The organism is Bradyrhizobium sp. CCBAU 25360 (assembly GCF_028128695.1).
Classification (GTDB): domain Bacteria; phylum Pseudomonadota; class Alphaproteobacteria; order Rhizobiales; family Xanthobacteraceae; genus Bradyrhizobium; species Bradyrhizobium ottawaense.
The window spans coordinates 575727-592578 of sequence record NZ_LBJA01000042.1 but is presented as its reverse complement, the minus strand read 5'-3'; the positions used below and the strand labels follow the sequence as shown (position 1 = coordinate 592578).

Here is a 16852-nt window from a genome sequence, read left to right as displayed (position 1 = left end):
TTTAAATTATGATATTTTGCTTGATATATTCAATATTAATAATAAATTAAATACGAATTCCGAGTGCCCCGCCATGAACTTCGTGAACCGGCACCTCCCCGATCGAAACGATACGGCTCGTGTCAGCCTCGAGCCGTCGGTGTCCTCCAGGCATAAATGGCCCCTCCGTTATGACTGGATCGAACCTGTTGCACTCTGTGCCGATATCGCGACGATTTTGTTGGCCAGCATCGTCTCCACATTACTGTACCGGCTCCAAAACGGGCAAGCTGAGGGAGACCATGGCAACGCATTTGGCTTAGCGCTGGTCAGCGCAGCTTGCGTTGCATCCGTGCTGAAGGCTCAAGGTCTTTATCGCCCGATTGAGCTCCTCGTCCTCAAAAACCAGGTTCGGGCCGTCTGCGTGACGTGGGCGTCATTGCTGCTCTTGATTTGGGCCGCCGACGGCTTTGCAATTCGGCCGGGCGTATCTCAGGAAGCAGGCCCGCTCTTCGCCATCCTTGGCCTGGGGTTGCTTGTAGCCGAGCGATGGGCTGTCAAATCGCTGCTGATAAGAGGCCTGAGCGAAAGAAGATTTGCCAGCACGAATATCGTTCTAATCACGGACCAGCCGCTTTCGAAAAATGCCGGCCTACCGGAAACCTTGGCTATGCATGGATATTGCATCCAGGGGCGGTTCAGCCTGCCGCCCATTGGGTTCGGTCCCGCCGGTCGCAAGCGCCTCACGTCTCGCGTAATCGACCACATTCGCAACGCCCGGCTCGACCAGGTGGTGGTCGAAGCCAGCCCGGAGCGATGGCCCGAGCTTCGGGCATTTGTTGCCGAGTTGCGGGTACTGCCGTTTCCGGTCATATTCGTGCCGGTCGGCACAACAGCCGAATTGCTACGACATCCTACGCGCAGCCTTGGTAGTGCCGTTTGCGTAGAATTGCAGCGCGGTCCCCTTACCCCGTTCGAGTGCGCGGCCAAGCGAATCATTGATATCCTTGGCGCGGGGCTCGCCTTGGCGGTATCCGCACCGCTGCTTGCGCTTGCCGCAATCGCAATCAAGCTGGATTCTCCCGGCCCCGTGTTCTTCCGGCAACAACGCTGTGGTTTTAATGGTCGGACATTCTTGATCCGCAAATTTCGGACCATGCACGTGCTCGAGGACGGCAGCGTGATAGTTCAGGCCACCCCGGTCGACCAACGCATCACCCGCGTGGGCAGATGGCTGCGTCGGTCTAGTTTCGATGAACTGCCGCAACTGCTGAATGTGCTCGAGGGCAGCATGTCGCTGGTGGGTCCGCGCCCCCACGCCTTGGCCCACGACGGACAGTTTGACAAGCTCGTGCGAAACTACGCGTTTCGTCGCAGGGTCAGGCCAGGACTGACTGGATGGGCCCAGATCCACGGCTGCCGCGGGGCAACACCTACAGCGTCCATGATCGAAGCACGTGTACAGTACGACCTCTGGTACGTCGACAATTGGAGCCTTCGGCTGGATCTCGCAATCCTGTTGCAAACTCCGATGGAGGTCTTGCGGGGCCGCAACGCCTACTAGGCTCGATCCCCGCTCAAAGTGCCAAGCTGCGCCGACCTGCTGGCGTAACGACGTCTCACGCCCGCTGCCGAAGCTTCGGAGTCGCTGCCCCTATGCGAAACTCCTCGATCCGTCGGCCGGATTTCATGGCAGCAACCAACCACCGCGGCCGCTTGCCACGTCCTGACCAGGTTTCAGAAGTCTGGGGGTTGCGGTACTTCGGCAGCACACGCGGATACTTGCGCCTCTGCTTGCCGGTCGGGGAGACGGCCGGCCCGCCTGTTTCGAACACGGCCATTCCCCCTCCGAGAACCGCCAGGCGCTTCTCCAGTTCCTGCTTTTCCGCCTTGATCCGATCCGACAAAATGCCGCTAATTTCCTCATGAAGCGACCATAGATCGTCCAGAGACATCGCTTCTAGTTCGAGCTTCTTGGTCGACATGCTAGCATCCTGTAGTTGCGCCCATTTAATATTGTCCCGGTCGGCTAATCAAGAACCAAGTGGTCAGCTTAAACAAAAATATGTGGAACCGAACGGCAAGTTCGTGCTCCACATAACTGCGCCGCTGGTTCTAATCAAGACAAAAAAATGAACTTATCCGCTCAATTTAATAGTGGCCAAAGTAACATTACGCGCCTTACGTGCACCGATGCCCCGACTCAAGTGAAGAACGACACGTTAAGCCGGGCCTGGGATCAATCTGCCACGCCGCACTTTCGACAAATATGCTCGGCATCCCAGGCCGCGTTGCATCGTTCTTACCCTCGGCAACAGGGAGCGTACGACTCAGTTACCCTCAGCGCGAGCCATCGCAGCTGGATTTGTGGCTTCAAGCCTGGATATCAATCAATCTAGCCGCGGCAGCGATGAACCGGCCGATCGCTTCCTGAAGGGCGCCCCAGAGGGCAATCGTAACATCCAATGTTTCTCGTCTGGCTCGCATTAAAAACTGATGAAAATAATCCTCGCAATTAATAATTAAATAATATATTATTATTTATTGTCACGCCAATTTGAAAGACCAGCCTTGGACCTATCCGTATTTTGCGCTCGAAAACGATACTCGGCGTGGAGATGACAAGGTAGTCGGGAGCGTGAGTTGAACGGTGACGAGAATGCTATGCGCAGGCAAGATCTCGAAGCCATGGATTTTGAAGAACTATGGCTCCTCCACGAGGAGCTAACAAAGATTCTTGCTGAAAAGATCACGGCCGAAAAGCGGGAACTGGAGAAGCGCCTGGCGCAACTCAATCAACCGGAACAGGTCGGTGGGCCCGAAAGCGGGGCGGCAGAGATGGGCCTAGGCCAGCCTCCCCGCCGCAAATACCCAAAGGTCGTACCGAAATACTTCAACCCTCTCAAACCGACAGAGACTTGGTCCGGGCGTGGCAAACAGCCGCGCTGGCTGGTCGCCGCACTACAATCCGGGCACACATTGGAGGAGTTCAGGATTCACGAGAACGGTGAAGCCTCCAACCAGAATGCTGGTGGTCAGGGGCACTGATTGCCCTACCACTGCAAATCCCCGCATGCGCAAAGTCGTTGGATCCAGGGAAGCTGGCGCCCGGTCGGAACCGGCTAATTGAGGTCGTTCGCTTCGGAGCTGCCGCCCTAACGGAGCGGCTTGTGATTTTAGGCCTTCCCTGCGCGCACTGCGACGGCCGCCTTCAACAGAAACTGCAGGGTTCCCATCCTCGGCAGGGACCACAATCCACGCCGGCGCGCAGTGGGTTGGATGGTGTCATTCGCCACCTTCCGGTAGTTTCCGAGATCCAGCATCATCATTGCGAGGAAGGGCACGCGCGTGGCTGGAAATCGTGCTTGCATCAACTGTCGCATGAACTGCAGACGGGGAATCAGCCGAGAGCGCAACTCTTGCGGAATCTCGACGCCAAGCAACTCAGCAAGAGCAAACAGCTGGGTTTCAACCGCGTTCTTCATCAATTCGCCCGAGACAAGAGAGGCAAGCTCTTTCCAATCCAGGCCCTCGGCGGAATTGCTCATATCGCGCAATTCAACTAGGTGCCGCAGGTCGAGGTCGCCCAGCCAATAACCGTAGTCTTGAAATTGATCATGGATGATCAACATGAGCGCCCGGTAGGTAGGCGCGGGGATATACACGCGTCCGCGCCCCAGCGGCGCGGGCACACAATGGTTCAGCGGGTGCCCGAAGCTCTGGTAGAGGTACGCGGGACCTGGAGCTGCCCGCTGCAGGTCGATGGTCCCGACATCCTGCGAGCGATTCAGCTCGACATGCCATCTGTGGCTTTCGGGAGGGGTCTCATAGTCAACATCGTAGCCAATTGCGCATAGAGCGGAGACTGCCATTCTGGCTTCGTCCGGCATAACCATAATATCCAGGTCGGACATTAGCCGAACGCCTCGTCGCTCTTCAGGCGCGGTCACCAGCGTCGATGCCCCCTTGAGCATGATTGGCGTAATTCCCAGGTCGTTCATCGCAACGACGGCTTCTTCGAGTTGAGCGACGAGCCGATTGTTCCGCAGCACGTTTCGGCCGTGGATCTGGCGAATATATCCGCAGACGTCCTCCGACAGGACCGGTGCAAATTTGTCGACAAAATCGATGAGCGCCGGTGTCGTCAGAGTCTGATTTGCGAGCCCGATTACGGACGTCCATTCGACATCGACAGGTGGCATGCCTTGCAGGCAATTGCAGAGGCTCGTGAGCGCCGCGCTATGCCTTGCCATTGCATAGATCCATAAGCACGCGGCGAGCCTCCACGGCCTCGCAATAGGTGAGTTGAAGCGATGGCGCGCCCGCGACGATCCGCTTCAAAGCGAAAAAGCCGGCCTGCGAAAGTCTTCCGTCAGCAGCAAATCCGTTGTCGATGAGCCGCTTCATCGAATCCAGTTGATCTATCGCGGTTAGTTCGGCCGGACCGCTCGCGACACGGTTCAAGAAGATGATCCAGCCTGCGGAAAAGCTTTGGTGGTACGCATCCGCAATGGGTACGTATCGCACCAGAACGCCGTCGGAGCGGCGATGCGTCGCGTCGTACCGACCGCCATGTAGTCGCGAGAGCAAGTCCCACGATCCCTCCTTGAGAGTGAGAGCAAACGGGATGCCGCAGATCGCTCCGTCAGCGCCAACCAGCGCAACGTCATCGCCGGCGTACCGAAGTCCGGCATCCACCAGCTGCAATGTGAGGGTAGACTTTCCGGCTCCCGGCTGGCCGCACAACAATAGTCCCATACCGTCCTTCACAAGAGAAGCGGCATGAAGGGAGAAGGTCCAGCGATCGCTTCGAATAAGCCGCTCGGTGATGTGAGCTTTGATCGTTGGGGCAAGTGCTTCGACTTGACATCTGGAGATGCTGGAATCCTCTCCGCGCAAGAGCACTTGCTCGTCCAGCATCATTGCCTCGATCGCAATGTCGTCGTCGCCGCCGGCGCTCTGGTCCGAAACACAAAACAGCGAACACAGCCGCCTCAAGAGGTCCCGATTTGCAGCCCGGACCCCTATTCGGTGCCGGCCTAGTACCGCCGAGAAGGCAAAATCGGTCGGCATTCGCCAGTCGACCTCGAGCAACGCTCGATCGATCCAGACATCTACGACCTGTCGGGTGAACTGGCGCGCGGTCTGCTCGTCGATGCCTAGGGTCCCAAGCCCCTTACAGGTGTCTTCCAGAGAGGCGCCTTGCGCCAGCTTACACCAGATGAATGCCCCTACTCGGTCCAGTTCAAAGATCTTCTGCCCTGCTTCGCTGAAGAGCATTGATCGACCGTCCAGCAGCGCGAACACTGCATCCGAAGCCGGTCTCAATACCATCTCTGCCGACGATCTTTCCAGCACGGTTCCAACCAATGTGAAGACATCTGCCTCGTCCTGTGCCGACGAAGCGACGACAGCGCCCGGGATGCTAGCGTCGCGGCCCTCGGCAGCCACGAAGTTCAATCTGAACCGTCCGCGGCGCGGCAATTCCCGTCTGCCGGGCACAAGTGACCCAATCGGTCTCGTTTCGAAACGACAATCAGGTCCGGCACGCCACAGCTGACCGCCCCTACCCCCTCCCTCCGGAGAAATGTTCAACACCTGCTCTCAAAGAAAGCGCGCTCGCACTCAACCGATGAGCATCCAGGAGGTACCGATAGGCTTCGCGATCGGCACTGCGTTCCCGCAGAATGCGCTCCTTCTCGCCAATACCTACCAATTCGGCACGCATCTGGGCCAACTGCGGCGCATCGGGGGCGAAATCGTACTCGCTAAGAGTTAAATCCCACATTGTCTCCTCCAGCCGAACAAAACCTGGACGAGCTTAGCTTACGTGATCGGCAGCAATTAACAACGATATTTACAAAGTGCCATATAATCAAAATTTATTTCATATTTGAACCGAACCTAACCACCCGTTTACCAAAGCCAAATCGCGGCGCGCCGAACTGATGGCAGGTGGCGAGGGATAGGCTGAGCGTACGAAAGGGCCCGCCGCGACAGCCCGCAAAATAAATCGGTCGAGAGTCGCAAACCGGACCGACAACGCGCATTTAATTGCGCATTAAATAAAAAAACGATAATGTTGACGAATTGCGTGAGGGGGAGTGAGACCAGTGATCCGGTTGGCTGATCTGTCCGTCAAAGGGAAGATATTGGCTTCGTTGCGAGCGGAATATTCGGCACGAAGCCGCAGGGATTTGAACATGCTAATTGTGAGGGGCCTCCCAGAAGCCTTCGGTTGAAGCCGAAGCCTCATTTCATAGGCCTGCCGGCCCAAGCCGGCGGTATCCCCGAGAATTCGCCAAGCAGGAATCCGGTCGGTTGGAGAAGCGTCGTCACGAGCAAGCTGCCCTTTGCTCGACAACGACCCCAGGTGCGATGCCCCCCCAAGTAACCCGCACCGACGAGAGCGCACTCCAGCCGACCGGCCCCTTTTTCAGCAGTATGTTTCTGGGAGGCTCACATGGGTATGGTCATGGTCGAGTGTCCGCAAACGGGTCGCGCGATTCCTACCGGCATCAAATCCGATCGCGAGACTTTCCTGCGGAGCATCGTGTTTTTCGGCAATACTCGTTGCCCAATCTGTGAGGCCAATCATAACTGGTTCGCCCGCGAGGCCTGGGTCGAAGAGTCAATCATCCGGACGGTGGATATCCTTCGTGCGGCTCCTTCGCGCTGACATAAATGCCAAGGCCGTTTGAAAGAGCGCGTCCAAATTCCCTTTTCCGATGCGAGCATTTTGGTGCAATGCACTAGAGTGCTCGAAAATATTTCTGCGTATCGTCGTAAAGCGAACGGACGGCTCCGGGATCCATTGCTTACAAATTATTGGCACGTCGTCACAAATTCGATCTTTCCGTCACGGCTTCGGCAAGGCCTGTTGGGGTATTATAGTGAGTAGTGGGTTTTGCAGCCTGGCTGTTCTGCATCATACAGCGATCGAGCTCGTTAGCCTGCTCGCTCAATTGAAGCGGCTCCGGGAGAGAGTACGAAGGGCGGAAGCACGGCGCTCGGGAGAAAGACGGCAATCGGCGTCGCGTGCGCGAAGGCCCCGAGCAACGAGATATCGCACGCGAACGATTCCCGGGTCAGTGCAATTCTGATCATCATGCTGGCTGAATCAAGGACCAGCATGGATGCGCAAGGCCTATTCACCGCAAGCGTGCCGTGTTCTCTCTAGCCCGCTTGCGCTGGCCGGCATACATCGCAGGCTTGAACCCTGATTCCGGCTTTCATCACGACAAAGCCGCATCACAACAGACGGCGCAGAGCGTGTTGGCGCGAGTCCGATCGAGCTCTTCCAGTTTCCTCGCTTCATACTTCCGGCTTCGTTGGACGGAACGCATCGACGACTTTGGAACCGCTGGCTGTGAAGTGGCTCACATTGCGCAAGACAATATACGTGTATCCGTCGTGCTGGGTGGACATGGCAGACGGAGATGCGCATGAAACGCCTCATGCTCTCGCTCATTGCAGCCTTGCTTCTCGCCGGAGCGGCCAACAGCATGCTCAGATCGCACGCACTGTTCGACCAGAGCGGCATGCCATCCATCCAGGAACTGCAGACAGGTCAGGCAAACAAGCTCCCTGAACAGGAGATGCAGGACCGTTCGATCTTGTTTGCGAAAGAACCGGCGCAATAGAGCGAACCGCCCGCTTTCCCGGCTGTCCGTCTTACTCGGCCGCCTCGGTTGCGGGTCGTGACTGTCCGTCGTTTGGCCCCGCTCGTGCCGTCTCCTGGTCGAACCAGAGGCTATGGTGCTCGCGAGCCCAATTGACGTCGACCTCACCCGTGCCCATGGCCTCGAACGCACCTTCCATTCCGATCGTGCCGATATAGATGTGCGCGAGCATCGCCGCGACAAACAAGACGGCCACGACGGAGTGCACCACCTGGGCAATCTGCATGCCCTCGATCCCCGTGCCGTAGAACGGAAACATCAGCGCATAGCCGGTCGCGGCGACGAGCCCGCCGCCGATCACGACGATCCAGTAAATCGCCTTCTGCCCGCCATTGAAGCGATTGGCCGGCGGATGGTCATGCCCGAACAAGCCGCCGCCACGTTTCGCCCATTCGATATCCACCTTGTTGGGAATGTTGCCGCCAATCCACATCAGGAAGATCAGGACCACGCCGAGCGTGAACGGGAAGCTCAGATAATTGTGGGCGTACTTCGCCCATTGCGACCATTCGGAAAAGGCCTCGAAGCCGATCAGCGGCAAGAGCAGCGGCCGGCCGAAGGTGATGTTGAGGCCGGAGATCGCCAGGATGATGAAGCAGGTTGCCGTCATCCAGTGCACGAAGCGCTCGAAGACGTTGAAGCGCACGATGGTACGACCCGATCGGCCACTTTCCAGCCGGACCATGCCGCGGGTGAGATAGAAGATCATGATCAGGGCGGTCATCCCGATGATCGCGATGCCACCGATCCAGCGCAGCGTGACATCGCGGAACTCGCGCCACTCACGTCCCTGTGGCTGCTCCAGGACGCCGGACCGCTGGTCCGGAATGCTCACCCGGCCCTGGATCCGGTTCAGCTCCTGCAGAAGCTGCTGCTCCTTGACCGAACTTGCAGTCGGATTGACCTGTTGAGCACTCGCGGGCGCCGCCATCACCAAGAGAAGCAGCGTGCAGACGCCGAAAGCCAGGCGAATGAACCTTCCAAATGACGCCATCACGTCCTCCCCGGTATTGCGCGCCCTCGGCTGCCCACCTCAAGATTCGATCGTCTCGCGATAGGCGGTCTTCCAGCCCCACGCGCCCGAACCATAGCCGCGCTTCATGACCCGCTCTTTGTAGATCTGGGCAATGATCTCGCCGTCGCCGGCGAGCAACGACTTGGTCGAGCACATTTCGGCGCAGAGCGGCAGCTTGCCTTCGGCCAGCCGGTTCGCACCGTATTTCTCGTATTCTTCCTTGCTGCCGTCGGCCTCGGGGCCGCCCGCGCAAAAGGTGCATTTGTCCATCTTGCCGCGCGAGCCGAAATTGCCGACCTTCGGATATTGCGGCGCCCCGAAGGGACAGGCGTAGAAGCAATAGCCGCAGCCGATGCAGAGATCCTTGGAGTGCAGCACCACGGCATCCGCCGTGGTGTAGAAACAGTTCACCGGACACACGGCCGCGCAAGGCGCGTCCGTGCAGTGCATGCAGGCCATCGAGATCGAGCGCTCGCCCGGTTTGCCGTCGTTGATGGTGACGACGCGGCGCCGGTTGATGCCCCAGGGCACCTCGTGTTCGTTCTTGCACGCCGTGACGCAGGCGTTGCATTCGATGCACCGGTCAGCGTCGCAAAGAAACTTCATTCGAGCCATGTTCGTTGCTCCCTCAAGCCGCGACGATCTGACAAAGCGTGACCTTCGGCTCCTGCATGCCCGTCGCCGGGTCGTAGCCGTAGCTCGTGATGGTGTTGGCGCTCTCACCGAGCACGATCGGGTCGGTGCCGGCCGGATAGTTCTTGCGCAGGTCGGCGCCGCCCAGCCAGCCGCCGAAGTGGAACGGCATCCAGGCCACGCCCTTGCCGACACGCTCCGTAACCAGCGCCTTCATCCGGGCGCGCGAATTGTTTTCGGCGCCGCTCACCCAGACCCAGCCGCCGTCCTTGATGCCGCGATCGGCGGCATCGGCGACGCTGATCTCGATGAACATGTCCTGCTGCAATTCGGCGAGCCAGGGATTGGTGCGCGTCTCCTCCCCGCCCCCCTCATACTCCACCAGCCGCCCCGAGGAGAGGATGAGCGGAAACTGCTTTGCGATCCCCTTTTCGACCGCCGCCTTCTGCACGGAGAAGCCGATATTGGGCAGACGGAACTGCTTGGCGTCAGGCAGGGTCGGATACTTCTCCACCAGGTCGACGCGCGGCGTATAGATCGGTTCACGATGCACCGGAATCGGATCCGGCAGACCGAACGCGTTCATGCGCGCCTTGCCGTTGCCGAAGGGCACGCAGCCGTGCTTCAGCGCGACGCGCTGGATGCCGCCTGAGAGGTCGAGTGCCCAGGATACGGCATCCGGATTAGCCGCGTTGACCTTCTGGATCGTCGCCATTTCAGCCTCGGTGAGATCCTTGTCCCAGCCGAGCTTCTTCAGGCTTGCCAGCGTGAACTCGGGGTAGCCGTCCTCGATCTCCGACCCCTTGGAAAAGGATTTGTCGGCAAGCAGGCTCACCTTCCGCGTCGTGCCGTCCGGCAGTTTTTCCTCGCGCTCGATGCCGAAGCGTGGGCGGAAAGCGCCGCCGCCGTCCATGACATGCAAATTGTTGTTGTAGAGCAGCGGCGAGCCGGGATGTTTCACCTCCGGCGAGCCCCAACACGGCCAAGGCAGGCCGTAATAGTCGCCGCCGACCTCCGGATCGTCCTTCGGCGCGCGCATCGTCACCAGATCGAATTTGTTCTGGTTCTTCATATGCGCCTTGATGCGCTCCGGCGACTGGCCGCAATAGCCGGTCGACCAGCTTCCGCGGTTGATCTCGCGGAGCACGTCCTCCGCGAGCGGAAGGTTGTTCTCGACCTTGATGTTCTTGAACATCTTGTCGGCGAATCCGAACTTCTTCGCCATCAGGTAGATGACCTCGAGATCGTCCTTGGATTCGAAGATCGGCTTGACGATCTGCTCGCCCCACTGCATCGAGCGGTTGGAGGCGACGCGCGATCCCGAGCATTCGAATTGCGTGGCGACAGGCAGGATATAGACGCCGTCCTTCCGTCCGGCCTCGACCGCGAGCGACGCCCAGGTGGTCGGGTGCGGATCCGCGATCACCAGCAGGTCCAGTGCCTTCAAACCCTTCATCGATTCCGGAATGCGGGTGATGCTGTTGCTGGCGTGGCCTTGCACGAATACGGCCTTGACGTTGTCCTTCTGTGCAACGTCGGCCTTCGGCAACAGCGCAGCATCGAACCATCGCGTCAGCGGGATGCCTGGGGTCTCCATCTGCTTCTTCTCGTCGAAGCGGGAGACCAGGTACTCGTAGTCGACCTCCCAGACCCGCGACCAGTGCTTCCAGGCGCCTTCCGCAAGGCCGTAATAGAACGGCAGGGTCACGATATCGAGGCCAACGTCGGTTGCGCCTTGCACGTTGTCATGGCCGCGCAGGATGTTGGCACCGGCGCCCGCCTTGCCGACATTGCCGGTCATCAGCAGCGCGATGCAGCTCGCCCGCACATTGGCCGTGCCGACGGTGTGCTGGGTCTGCCCCATGCACCAGATGATGGTCGCGGGCTTCACGGTCGCGAACATCTTGGCGACGCGTTCGAGCTGCGCAGCGGGCACGCCGGTGACGCGTTCGACCTCCTGCGGATTCCACTTCTCGACCTCCTTGCGCAAATCGTCGAAACCGTAGACGCGCGAGGCGATGAACTCCTTGTCCTCCCAGCCGTTCTTCAGGATGTGCCACATCATGCCGTAGAGCACGGGAATGTCCGTGCCGGGACGGATCCGAACATATTCGGTGGCATGGGCCGCGGTGCGGGTCAGGCGCGGATCGAAGACGATGAAGTTCGCCTTGTTGAGCTCCTTCGATTCCAGGAGATGCTGCATGCTGACGGGATGCGCCTCCGCGGCATTGCTACCGATGAACAGCATCGTCTTGGAGTTGCGCATGTCGTTGATGCTGTTGGTCATGGCACCGTAGCCCCAGGTATTGGCGACGCCCGTGACCGTGGTGGAATGGCAGATACGCGCCTGGTGGTCGGTGTTGTTGGTCCCCCAGAACGCGCCGAGCTTGCGGAACAGATAGGAGCCCTCGTTCGTCATCTTGGCGGAACCGAGCCAGTAGACGGAATCGCTGCCCGATTTTTCGCGAACCTGTAAGAGCAAGTCGCCGATCTCGTTCACCGCGGTGTCCCAGGACACGCGCGTCCATTGGCCGTTCACAAGCTTCATCGGATAGCGCAACCGCCGATCACTGTGCACGAGCTCGCGTACGGAGGCACCTTTCGCACAATGTGAGCCGCGGTTGATCGGCGAATCCCAGCTCGGCTCCTGGCCGATCCAGACGCCGTTGAGCACTTCCGCGGTCACCGTGCATCCGACGGCGCAATGAGTGCAGATGCTCTTCTTGACGACGGCCCCGGCCGCGAGCGGTCCGGCCACCGCGGCTTCCGCCTTGCGCACACTGCCGATCGGCATGGTGCTGAGTGCCGCAAGCGCGCCGCCGGCAAGGCCGGACCTGCGCAGGAAGGAACGGCGATCCAGACCGCCGGCCTGACCCGCAAGGGATTCAGCGACGGAGCCGCGACGATCGGAACGCTGGTGTGTTCGCTTGATAAGCACGGGAAGCCTCCCTCAAGCCGGATAGCGATTGACGCGGTAATAGGTTTTTACGTGGTCGGATTCCTTGTAGCGCGCCTTGCGCTTCTCATCGTTGTTCTCGCTGTCGGCTTGTGCCGGCCCGACCAGCGGTGTCGCGAGCGTCGCGCCGGCGCCGACCGTGCCGATGCCGACCTTGCGCAGGAAATCGCGGCGTCCCACCTTGGCTTTCGTCTCGTCACTCATCGCATCTCTCCCGCACCGACGCGCGTCGGTCAGTTGGCGAATGTGAATGCTTCCGTCTCGATCTCGATAAAGGCACGGCCGAGCGCCCCCACGACCCGATAGAATCGGGCGTTGTCGGTGCTTTCCATGTCGGCGAACAGCCGCCCGATCCAGGGCGACACGTGTTTTTCAAAAAAGGCGCGTTGAGCCTCCGGCGAGGCGTCGAGGCTGCCGTCGGCAAAGCCCGACATGATCTCGCAGAGGATGGCGGCGTGATCCTCGGGCTCGGAATTGTTGGCGACCCGCTCGATGCCGAGCGCGGCCATATCCGCGCGCAGCCGTGACAACGGCCGCTCGTTGAGGAAGCCGGTGAGGTAGTACGAGGCATAGGGCAGCAATTCCCCGCGGCCGAGCCCGACGAACAGGTCGAAATATTCGCGCTCGGCTTTCGCCGCGACAGCGCTTGAGGCCGCCTCAGCCAGCGCAACATGCGCGCGCCCGAGCGGCGTCGCGTCGCCCGTCAACATGGAAAGCTGGTCGAGCAATCGTCGCGACGGTGGCGCAGATAGAAGCGTTGCCAGAAGCGCGTATTCCTGCGCGCGCGCCGCATCGACGGGATCGAGTGGTTCTGCGGAGAAGGCCTGTTCGCTGTAGAGATCGGGCCGCAGATCGTTGCGAGCTACGCCGGTGGCGGCTTCGACTGCAACCACCCGTTGTGCGGGTACCTTGGTCCAGTTCGAGACGGATGGCTGGCTGATGCCGATTTTGCGCGCAAGCTCGGCTATGCCGCCCGCGGCATCGATCGCGCGATCAAGACCGTCATCCCGCACGTGGACCTCCCATCCGAGTCCCGTCTGCCTAGTCCCACCTGCTCGATTATTCTTTTGTTACAAAGCAGTATGCGGAGGGTAGTCCTGGTTCCACGGACGGTCAATCGCTTGGCCATAGCCGGAGGCTATAGCCTTTCGTCGCGCTGCTCAGGACGGCAGTGCACCACCATGCGTGCGCGGCATGACGGGCTCGGCAAAATCCGCGTGTCTCTCCGCCACGATCGGTTGCGCTGCAACAGGGGCTGTTGGCAGTTCCGGCGCATTCGCCTGCTCAGGAGCCTCGAGGGCAGCGCTCGTGTCGGCTTGATGCAATTCCTCCGAAGAATCCGCTGATTCACCAAGCGCATCGGGCAATGACTCTGCCACTTCGCGCACACCGCCAATGACGCGATCGACGAGAGCCGCCAGTTCTTCCGAGGTACAATCCAGCGGTCCAAATCCCGGCATTGCGGTCGGGTCGTTGAAATCCCATGCGTTCTCCGCAAGCCCGACGAAGTCGCGGATGGCAGGATCGGCGACCCAAGCGCGGCGAAGGGCCGCACGGCTCAACTCCTGTGGAATACCCTTGCGCAGGAACGCGGTGACGTCGGTCGCAGCGTTGATCTCGTCGATCGATGGCAGGCTTGAGAGGTCGAACTCGCTCTCGCCGTCCTTCGCAACGTCCTTCGCACCATCCTTGGCCTCGGGCGACGGCGCGGGCTGCGCCTCGGCAGGCTTCGCCGGCTCTGGTCGCGACTCGCGCTTGCGGCGGGACCAACGCGCAAGGAACTCTTCCTCGCTCATTCCTGTCCGCCTTCATGTTCGCGCCGGGCTAGCGCCTCGGGGTCAGCCCGGCGCCGCTTGCGCTTGACGAATTCCCGCTCAACATGGTGCTCGACAATGAAGCTTTCAATCGCCTCCCTCAGCACCTCCGGCATCGGCACCGCCTCGACGAGATTGTCGGCAGCCTCGGTAAAGCCCTCGCCTTCCGAGGGATCGGCGGTAACGGTCGTGACGACATAGGGCCACACGCCTTCCGAAGGGGACAGCACGGTCCAGATGCTCGGACTGCCGGAGGCGAGATTGTCGCGATAGCGCGCCGTCTCGGAGGGATAAAGATCCACGGTCGCGCTTCCGGCATAGAACAGCGTCGTGCCGTCCTGCTCGCGAAGCACGGTCCAGGGTCTCATGGCGGGCTCGTCCGGCAGGATGGCGACGCCACGCCAGATGAAATCGACCCAAGGGGAGTCGGCCTTGCGCCGCTCGACCACGACACCGACCGGAATCGACAGCAATGGCAGCGCCGCGGGGCTCATGTCACCATCTCCAGACGTTTGACCGGCAAGCCTGTCAGCAGATTCTGGGGCTTCATGCGCAGTTTTTGATCCGCCGACATCGACAGGATCAGGTAGACCGGCTCGTCCTCGACATCGTCGAGCGCGAGCATTGAATCGACGAAGGTGAGGCGGAAGAGCGCGAGCACACGCTCGGCGCTGGGCCCGTCGAGCTCCTCGCCGTGCCAGAGACGATCGCCGAGCCTTGTGGCATCGGCATCGAGCCCGACATACCAGGTGAGCTTTGCGTCCTGCAGTGCGCGCAGCGGTTCGATCGTGACGTCCAAACCGAGCAGATGAGAGAGCCAGCGCCTCATCACCTGCGCCAGGGCGGTCGGCCCCAAGCCGTCGGCCGTGAGGTCGAAGGCCATGTCGAACTGGTCGCTGCGCTGCCAATAGGCAGCAACATTCTCCGCGTTCAAGACATCGACCACCGCATCGGTTGTGGCGCCCAGCATCGACATCAGCGATAGCACCGGAGTTGGGCTAATTCCGCCGACAATCTCCTCGTCGCCGAGCAGCAGGGCCTGCTCATGCGGCAGAATCCGCTGGGCCCGGAAGAACAGTTCGGCCGCGCGCAGCACGAACGGATCGTCGCAACCGTCGAGCGCATTGCGCAGGATGACGTGCACGAGCTGATTGACGAACAGCGGCGGCAGATCGTTCGCGCCTGCGCGCACCGTTGCAAGATAAGCAGCTTCGAGCGTCGGATGCCGCAACAGGAGATCGCGAAAGGCCAGCACGAACTGCCAGTTCTCCCGGGCGTCGGGATCGGCAATACCGGCGATTTCGCCGGCGCTGACCGGTTGGCGCGGATCGGAGAGCAATTCCCGGTGCAGCCGGCGTTCGACCTGACACGCATCCTCCGGCGGCATCAGTTCGGGACGGGCAAAATAGGCCTTGAGGAATTCGTCGGTAACGCGGAGCCCGCCGCCCTCGTCGCGATCGAGCAGATGATGGCCGCAGGCAATCCAGAAATCGTTCATCTGGCAGTTGGCCTCCGGCCCAGATCCACAAGCTTGAGATTGCCGTCAGGCTCGATGTCGTCCTCCATTTCCATGAACGAGAACGCCTTGCCGTGCCCCTGCCCTTCGCGCAGTTGCAGTCGGCGGAAGGACTCGCGGACCTCGCCGTCGCTTACGGCCCGGTGCACCGCAACAAGGGAGCTGATCGGATGGCTGCAGAGCGACTGCGAAAACGCCACCTCCTCTTCTGCGGCGCTCTTCGCTGTCGCCATATCCGGCGCGCCGAAACGATCGACCAGTTGCCCGGCAAGGAGATCGACCAGGTTGCGGTAATCGTCCTCGGTGGCCGGAACGATCTGCGCCAGCGTCGACCAGCCCCAGGACTGCACCCCGAGGAAACCGCCGCGGAAGGCCGCGCGCGCCTTGCCCTCGAGCTTCGCAGGATCGCAATCCCAAAAGCGGAAAACGCCGGAGACGGCCCATTCGCCCGGCTCTGCCGCCACGTCAAACACGAATGTGTCGGAGGGATCGAGCGCGATGGTACGCAGGAGCTTCACAGCCGCGGCCCCCCGAGTGCCGGATCGAGCCAGGATGGGGTCGCAAGCGCCTGGACGAGGTCGCCACTCTCGATCGCGCCCGCCCCAACCCGGCGCGTCAGCAGATCGCCGAGATCGTCGATGCGCCGCACGGTCTGTCGCTCGCGCGGCATACGCGAGACATAATCGCGCGCGACACCGTCAAAACCGTCTGCCTGCCAGCCGTCAATCACCAGCATCAGGTGCCGGGCAAAGCTCTCTGTCAATTGCTCGGCGCCGGCCTCACCAAACCCTTCCTGGTCGAGCGCCGAGGCAAGCGGGTGAACGCCCGGCTCGTCGTCGTCCATGGCAACCGTCCGGATCATGGCGCCAAACACCAGCCATGGCGGCGGTGTGTCTTCGTCGGCGTCGCGTGGCCATCCCAACCGTCCGCCGCCGACCAATCCCCCGTCGACCCTGACCGCGTCAGGCCAATCGATGGTGATCGGCTTGCTCGGCGGCGCATAGGCGCGCAGCGCATCGGTGAGTGCGACCATGCCGGCGTAGAACGCGCGACGCGCGCTGCACAGAGGCTCTCGGGGCTCAAGGACCACGGCAAACTCAGCAAGATCGAAGCGGCCGACATAGACCAATGTGCCCGCACCACTCTCCGGTGCAATGCGGCATGCATGGGCAAAAGCATCGCCACTCTCGCGCAGCCGCACCAAGGTGAACGGCGGCGGCAGGCGGATCGGTTCCACCGGGGAAACGTGGCTGACTG

At 60.7% G+C, this 16852-nt stretch carries 18 protein-coding genes; 4 read left to right on the top strand and 14 right to left on the bottom strand.

The window, feature by feature from the left end; genetic code table 11:
• The first annotated feature begins 73 nt into the window (after positions 1-73).
• Positions 74-1543, top strand: coding sequence for an exopolysaccharide biosynthesis polyprenyl glycosylphosphotransferase (locus XH81_RS26810; RefSeq protein ID WP_271596426.1), 1470 nt, complete (start codon positions 74-76; stop codon positions 1541-1543).
• Between the two features lie 55 nt (positions 1544-1598).
• On the opposite strand, the gene XH81_RS26805 is transcribed toward XH81_RS26810, so the two are convergent.
• The gene (locus XH81_RS26805) at positions 1599-1964 is read right to left on the bottom strand and encodes an H-NS histone family protein (protein ID WP_028143633.1); all 366 of its coding nucleotides are present in this window, start codon (positions 1962-1964) and stop codon (positions 1599-1601) included.
• 679 nt (positions 1965-2643) lie between these two features.
• On the opposite strand from XH81_RS26805, the gene XH81_RS26800 reads away from it, so the two are divergent.
• Positions 2644-3027 carry an H-NS histone family protein gene (locus XH81_RS26800; RefSeq protein WP_028143632.1) on the top strand — a complete coding sequence of 128 codons (384 nt, stop codon included), beginning with the start codon at positions 2644-2646 and terminating at the stop codon, positions 3025-3027.
• A gap of 128 nt (positions 3028-3155) precedes the next feature.
• Here the strand turns inward: XH81_RS26800 and XH81_RS26795 are convergent, their stop codons facing one another.
• The 3 genes from XH81_RS26795 to XH81_RS26785 all read right to left on the bottom strand — a co-directional run bounded on the left by XH81_RS26795 (position 3156) and on the right by XH81_RS26785 (position 5767).
• Positions 3156-4232 carry a nucleotidyltransferase family protein gene (locus tag XH81_RS26795; protein ID WP_244439118.1) on the bottom strand — a complete coding sequence of 359 codons (1077 nt, stop codon included), beginning with the start codon at positions 4230-4232 and terminating at the stop codon, positions 3156-3158.
• Positions 4219-5430 carry a serine/threonine protein kinase gene (locus XH81_RS26790; protein ID WP_244429138.1) on the bottom strand — a complete coding sequence of 404 codons (1212 nt, stop codon included), beginning with the start codon at positions 5428-5430 and terminating at the stop codon, positions 4219-4221. Before XH81_RS26790 ends, XH81_RS26795 begins: the two co-directional genes overlap by 14 nt.
• Positions 5431-5545: 115 nt before the next feature.
• Complete coding sequence (locus XH81_RS26785; protein ID WP_240536271.1) at positions 5546-5767, bottom strand: hypothetical protein; 222 nt, start codon at positions 5765-5767, stop codon at positions 5546-5548.
• Positions 5768-6442: 675 nt separating this feature from the next.
• Between XH81_RS26785 and XH81_RS26780 the strand changes: the two genes are divergently transcribed.
• Together XH81_RS26780 and XH81_RS26775 are read left to right on the top strand one after the other, a co-directional pair.
• Positions 6443-6658: a hypothetical protein gene (locus XH81_RS26780; RefSeq protein WP_038948928.1), complete on the top strand. Its 216-nt coding sequence runs from the start codon at positions 6443-6445 to the stop codon at positions 6656-6658.
• A gap of 766 nt (positions 6659-7424) precedes the next feature.
• Complete coding sequence (locus XH81_RS26775; RefSeq protein WP_240536272.1) at positions 7425-7622, top strand: hypothetical protein; 198 nt, start codon at positions 7425-7427, stop codon at positions 7620-7622.
• 31 nt (positions 7623-7653) lie between these two features.
• Here XH81_RS26775 and XH81_RS26770 read toward each other — a convergent pair whose 3' ends face one another.
• The 10 genes from XH81_RS26770 to XH81_RS26725 all read right to left on the bottom strand — a co-directional run bounded on the left by XH81_RS26770 (position 7654) and on the right by XH81_RS26725 (position 16832).
• Positions 7654-8655, bottom strand: coding sequence for a formate dehydrogenase subunit gamma (locus XH81_RS26770; RefSeq protein WP_271596420.1), 1002 nt, complete (start codon positions 8653-8655; stop codon positions 7654-7656).
• A gap of 39 nt (positions 8656-8694) precedes the next feature.
• Positions 8695-9291 carry a formate dehydrogenase FDH3 subunit beta gene (gene fdh3B, locus XH81_RS26765; protein WP_028143626.1) on the bottom strand — a complete coding sequence of 199 codons (597 nt, stop codon included), beginning with the start codon at positions 9289-9291 and terminating at the stop codon, positions 8695-8697.
• A gap of 13 nt (positions 9292-9304) precedes the next feature.
• Complete coding sequence (locus XH81_RS26760; protein ID WP_028143625.1) at positions 9305-12247, bottom strand: formate dehydrogenase subunit alpha; 2943 nt, start codon at positions 12245-12247, stop codon at positions 9305-9307.
• 12 nt (positions 12248-12259) lie between these two features.
• Positions 12260-12469: a twin-arginine translocation signal domain-containing protein gene (locus XH81_RS26755; protein WP_028143624.1), complete on the bottom strand. Its 210-nt coding sequence runs from the start codon at positions 12467-12469 to the stop codon at positions 12260-12262.
• A gap of 29 nt (positions 12470-12498) precedes the next feature.
• A complete protein-coding gene (locus XH81_RS26750; RefSeq protein WP_028143623.1) occupies positions 12499-13278 on the bottom strand; it encodes a molecular chaperone TorD family protein in 780 nt (259 codons plus the stop codon).
• Positions 13279-13425: 147 nt separating this feature from the next.
• Positions 13426-14061 carry a DUF3306 domain-containing protein gene (locus XH81_RS26745; RefSeq protein ID WP_028143622.1) on the bottom strand — a complete coding sequence of 212 codons (636 nt, stop codon included), beginning with the start codon at positions 14059-14061 and terminating at the stop codon, positions 13426-13428.
• Positions 14058-14573: a DUF3305 domain-containing protein gene (locus XH81_RS26740; protein ID WP_028143621.1), complete on the bottom strand. Its 516-nt coding sequence runs from the start codon at positions 14571-14573 to the stop codon at positions 14058-14060. Before XH81_RS26740 ends, XH81_RS26745 begins: the two co-directional genes overlap by 4 nt.
• Positions 14570-15577 (bottom strand): DUF6352 family protein, encoded by a 1008-nt coding sequence (locus XH81_RS26735; protein ID WP_028143620.1) that lies wholly within the window; start codon positions 15575-15577, stop codon positions 14570-14572. The genes XH81_RS26740 and XH81_RS26735 overlap by 4 nt, the downstream gene beginning before the upstream one ends.
• Positions 15574-16113 (bottom strand): DUF6505 family protein, encoded by a 540-nt coding sequence (locus XH81_RS26730; protein ID WP_028143619.1) that lies wholly within the window; start codon positions 16111-16113, stop codon positions 15574-15576. Before XH81_RS26730 ends, XH81_RS26735 begins: the two co-directional genes overlap by 4 nt.
• Complete coding sequence (locus tag XH81_RS26725; RefSeq protein WP_245283460.1) at positions 16110-16832, bottom strand: biotin/lipoate--protein ligase family protein; 723 nt, start codon at positions 16830-16832, stop codon at positions 16110-16112. Before XH81_RS26725 ends, XH81_RS26730 begins: the two co-directional genes overlap by 4 nt.
• Positions 16833-16852: the final 20 nt, after the last annotated feature.

What these genes read in the sequence shown, in the direction of transcription:
- XH81_RS26810 (WP_271596426.1), top strand. Translation starts at nt 74, where the DNA reads ATGAACTTCGTGAACCGGCACCTCCCCGATCGAAACGATACGGCTCGT.
- XH81_RS26805 (WP_028143633.1), bottom strand. Translation starts at nt 1,964, where the DNA reads ATGTCGACCAAGAAGCTCGAACTAGAAGCGATGTCTCTGGACGATCTA.
- XH81_RS26800 (WP_028143632.1), top strand. Translation starts at nt 2,644, where the DNA reads ATGCGCAGGCAAGATCTCGAAGCCATGGATTTTGAAGAACTATGGCTC.
- XH81_RS26795 (WP_244439118.1), bottom strand. Translation starts at nt 4,232, where the DNA reads ATGGCAAGGCATAGCGCGGCGCTCACGAGCCTCTGCAATTGCCTGCAA.
- XH81_RS26785 (WP_240536271.1), bottom strand. Translation starts at nt 5,767, where the DNA reads ATGTGGGATTTAACTCTTAGCGAGTACGATTTCGCCCCCGATGCGCCG.
- XH81_RS26780 (WP_038948928.1), top strand. Translation starts at nt 6,443, where the DNA reads ATGGGTATGGTCATGGTCGAGTGTCCGCAAACGGGTCGCGCGATTCCT.
- XH81_RS26775 (WP_240536272.1), top strand. Translation starts at nt 7,425, where the DNA reads ATGAAACGCCTCATGCTCTCGCTCATTGCAGCCTTGCTTCTCGCCGGA.
- XH81_RS26770 (WP_271596420.1), bottom strand. Translation starts at nt 8,655, where the DNA reads ATGGCGTCATTTGGAAGGTTCATTCGCCTGGCTTTCGGCGTCTGCACG.
- fdh3B (WP_028143626.1), bottom strand. Translation starts at nt 9,291, where the DNA reads ATGGCTCGAATGAAGTTTCTTTGCGACGCTGACCGGTGCATCGAATGC.
- XH81_RS26755 (WP_028143624.1), bottom strand. Translation starts at nt 12,469, where the DNA reads ATGAGTGACGAGACGAAAGCCAAGGTGGGACGCCGCGATTTCCTGCGC.
- XH81_RS26745 (WP_028143622.1), bottom strand. Translation starts at nt 14,061, where the DNA reads ATGAGCGAGGAAGAGTTCCTTGCGCGTTGGTCCCGCCGCAAGCGCGAG.
- XH81_RS26740 (WP_028143621.1), bottom strand. Translation starts at nt 14,573, where the DNA reads ATGAGCCCCGCGGCGCTGCCATTGCTGTCGATTCCGGTCGGTGTCGTG.
- XH81_RS26735 (WP_028143620.1), bottom strand. Translation starts at nt 15,577, where the DNA reads ATGAACGATTTCTGGATTGCCTGCGGCCATCATCTGCTCGATCGCGAC.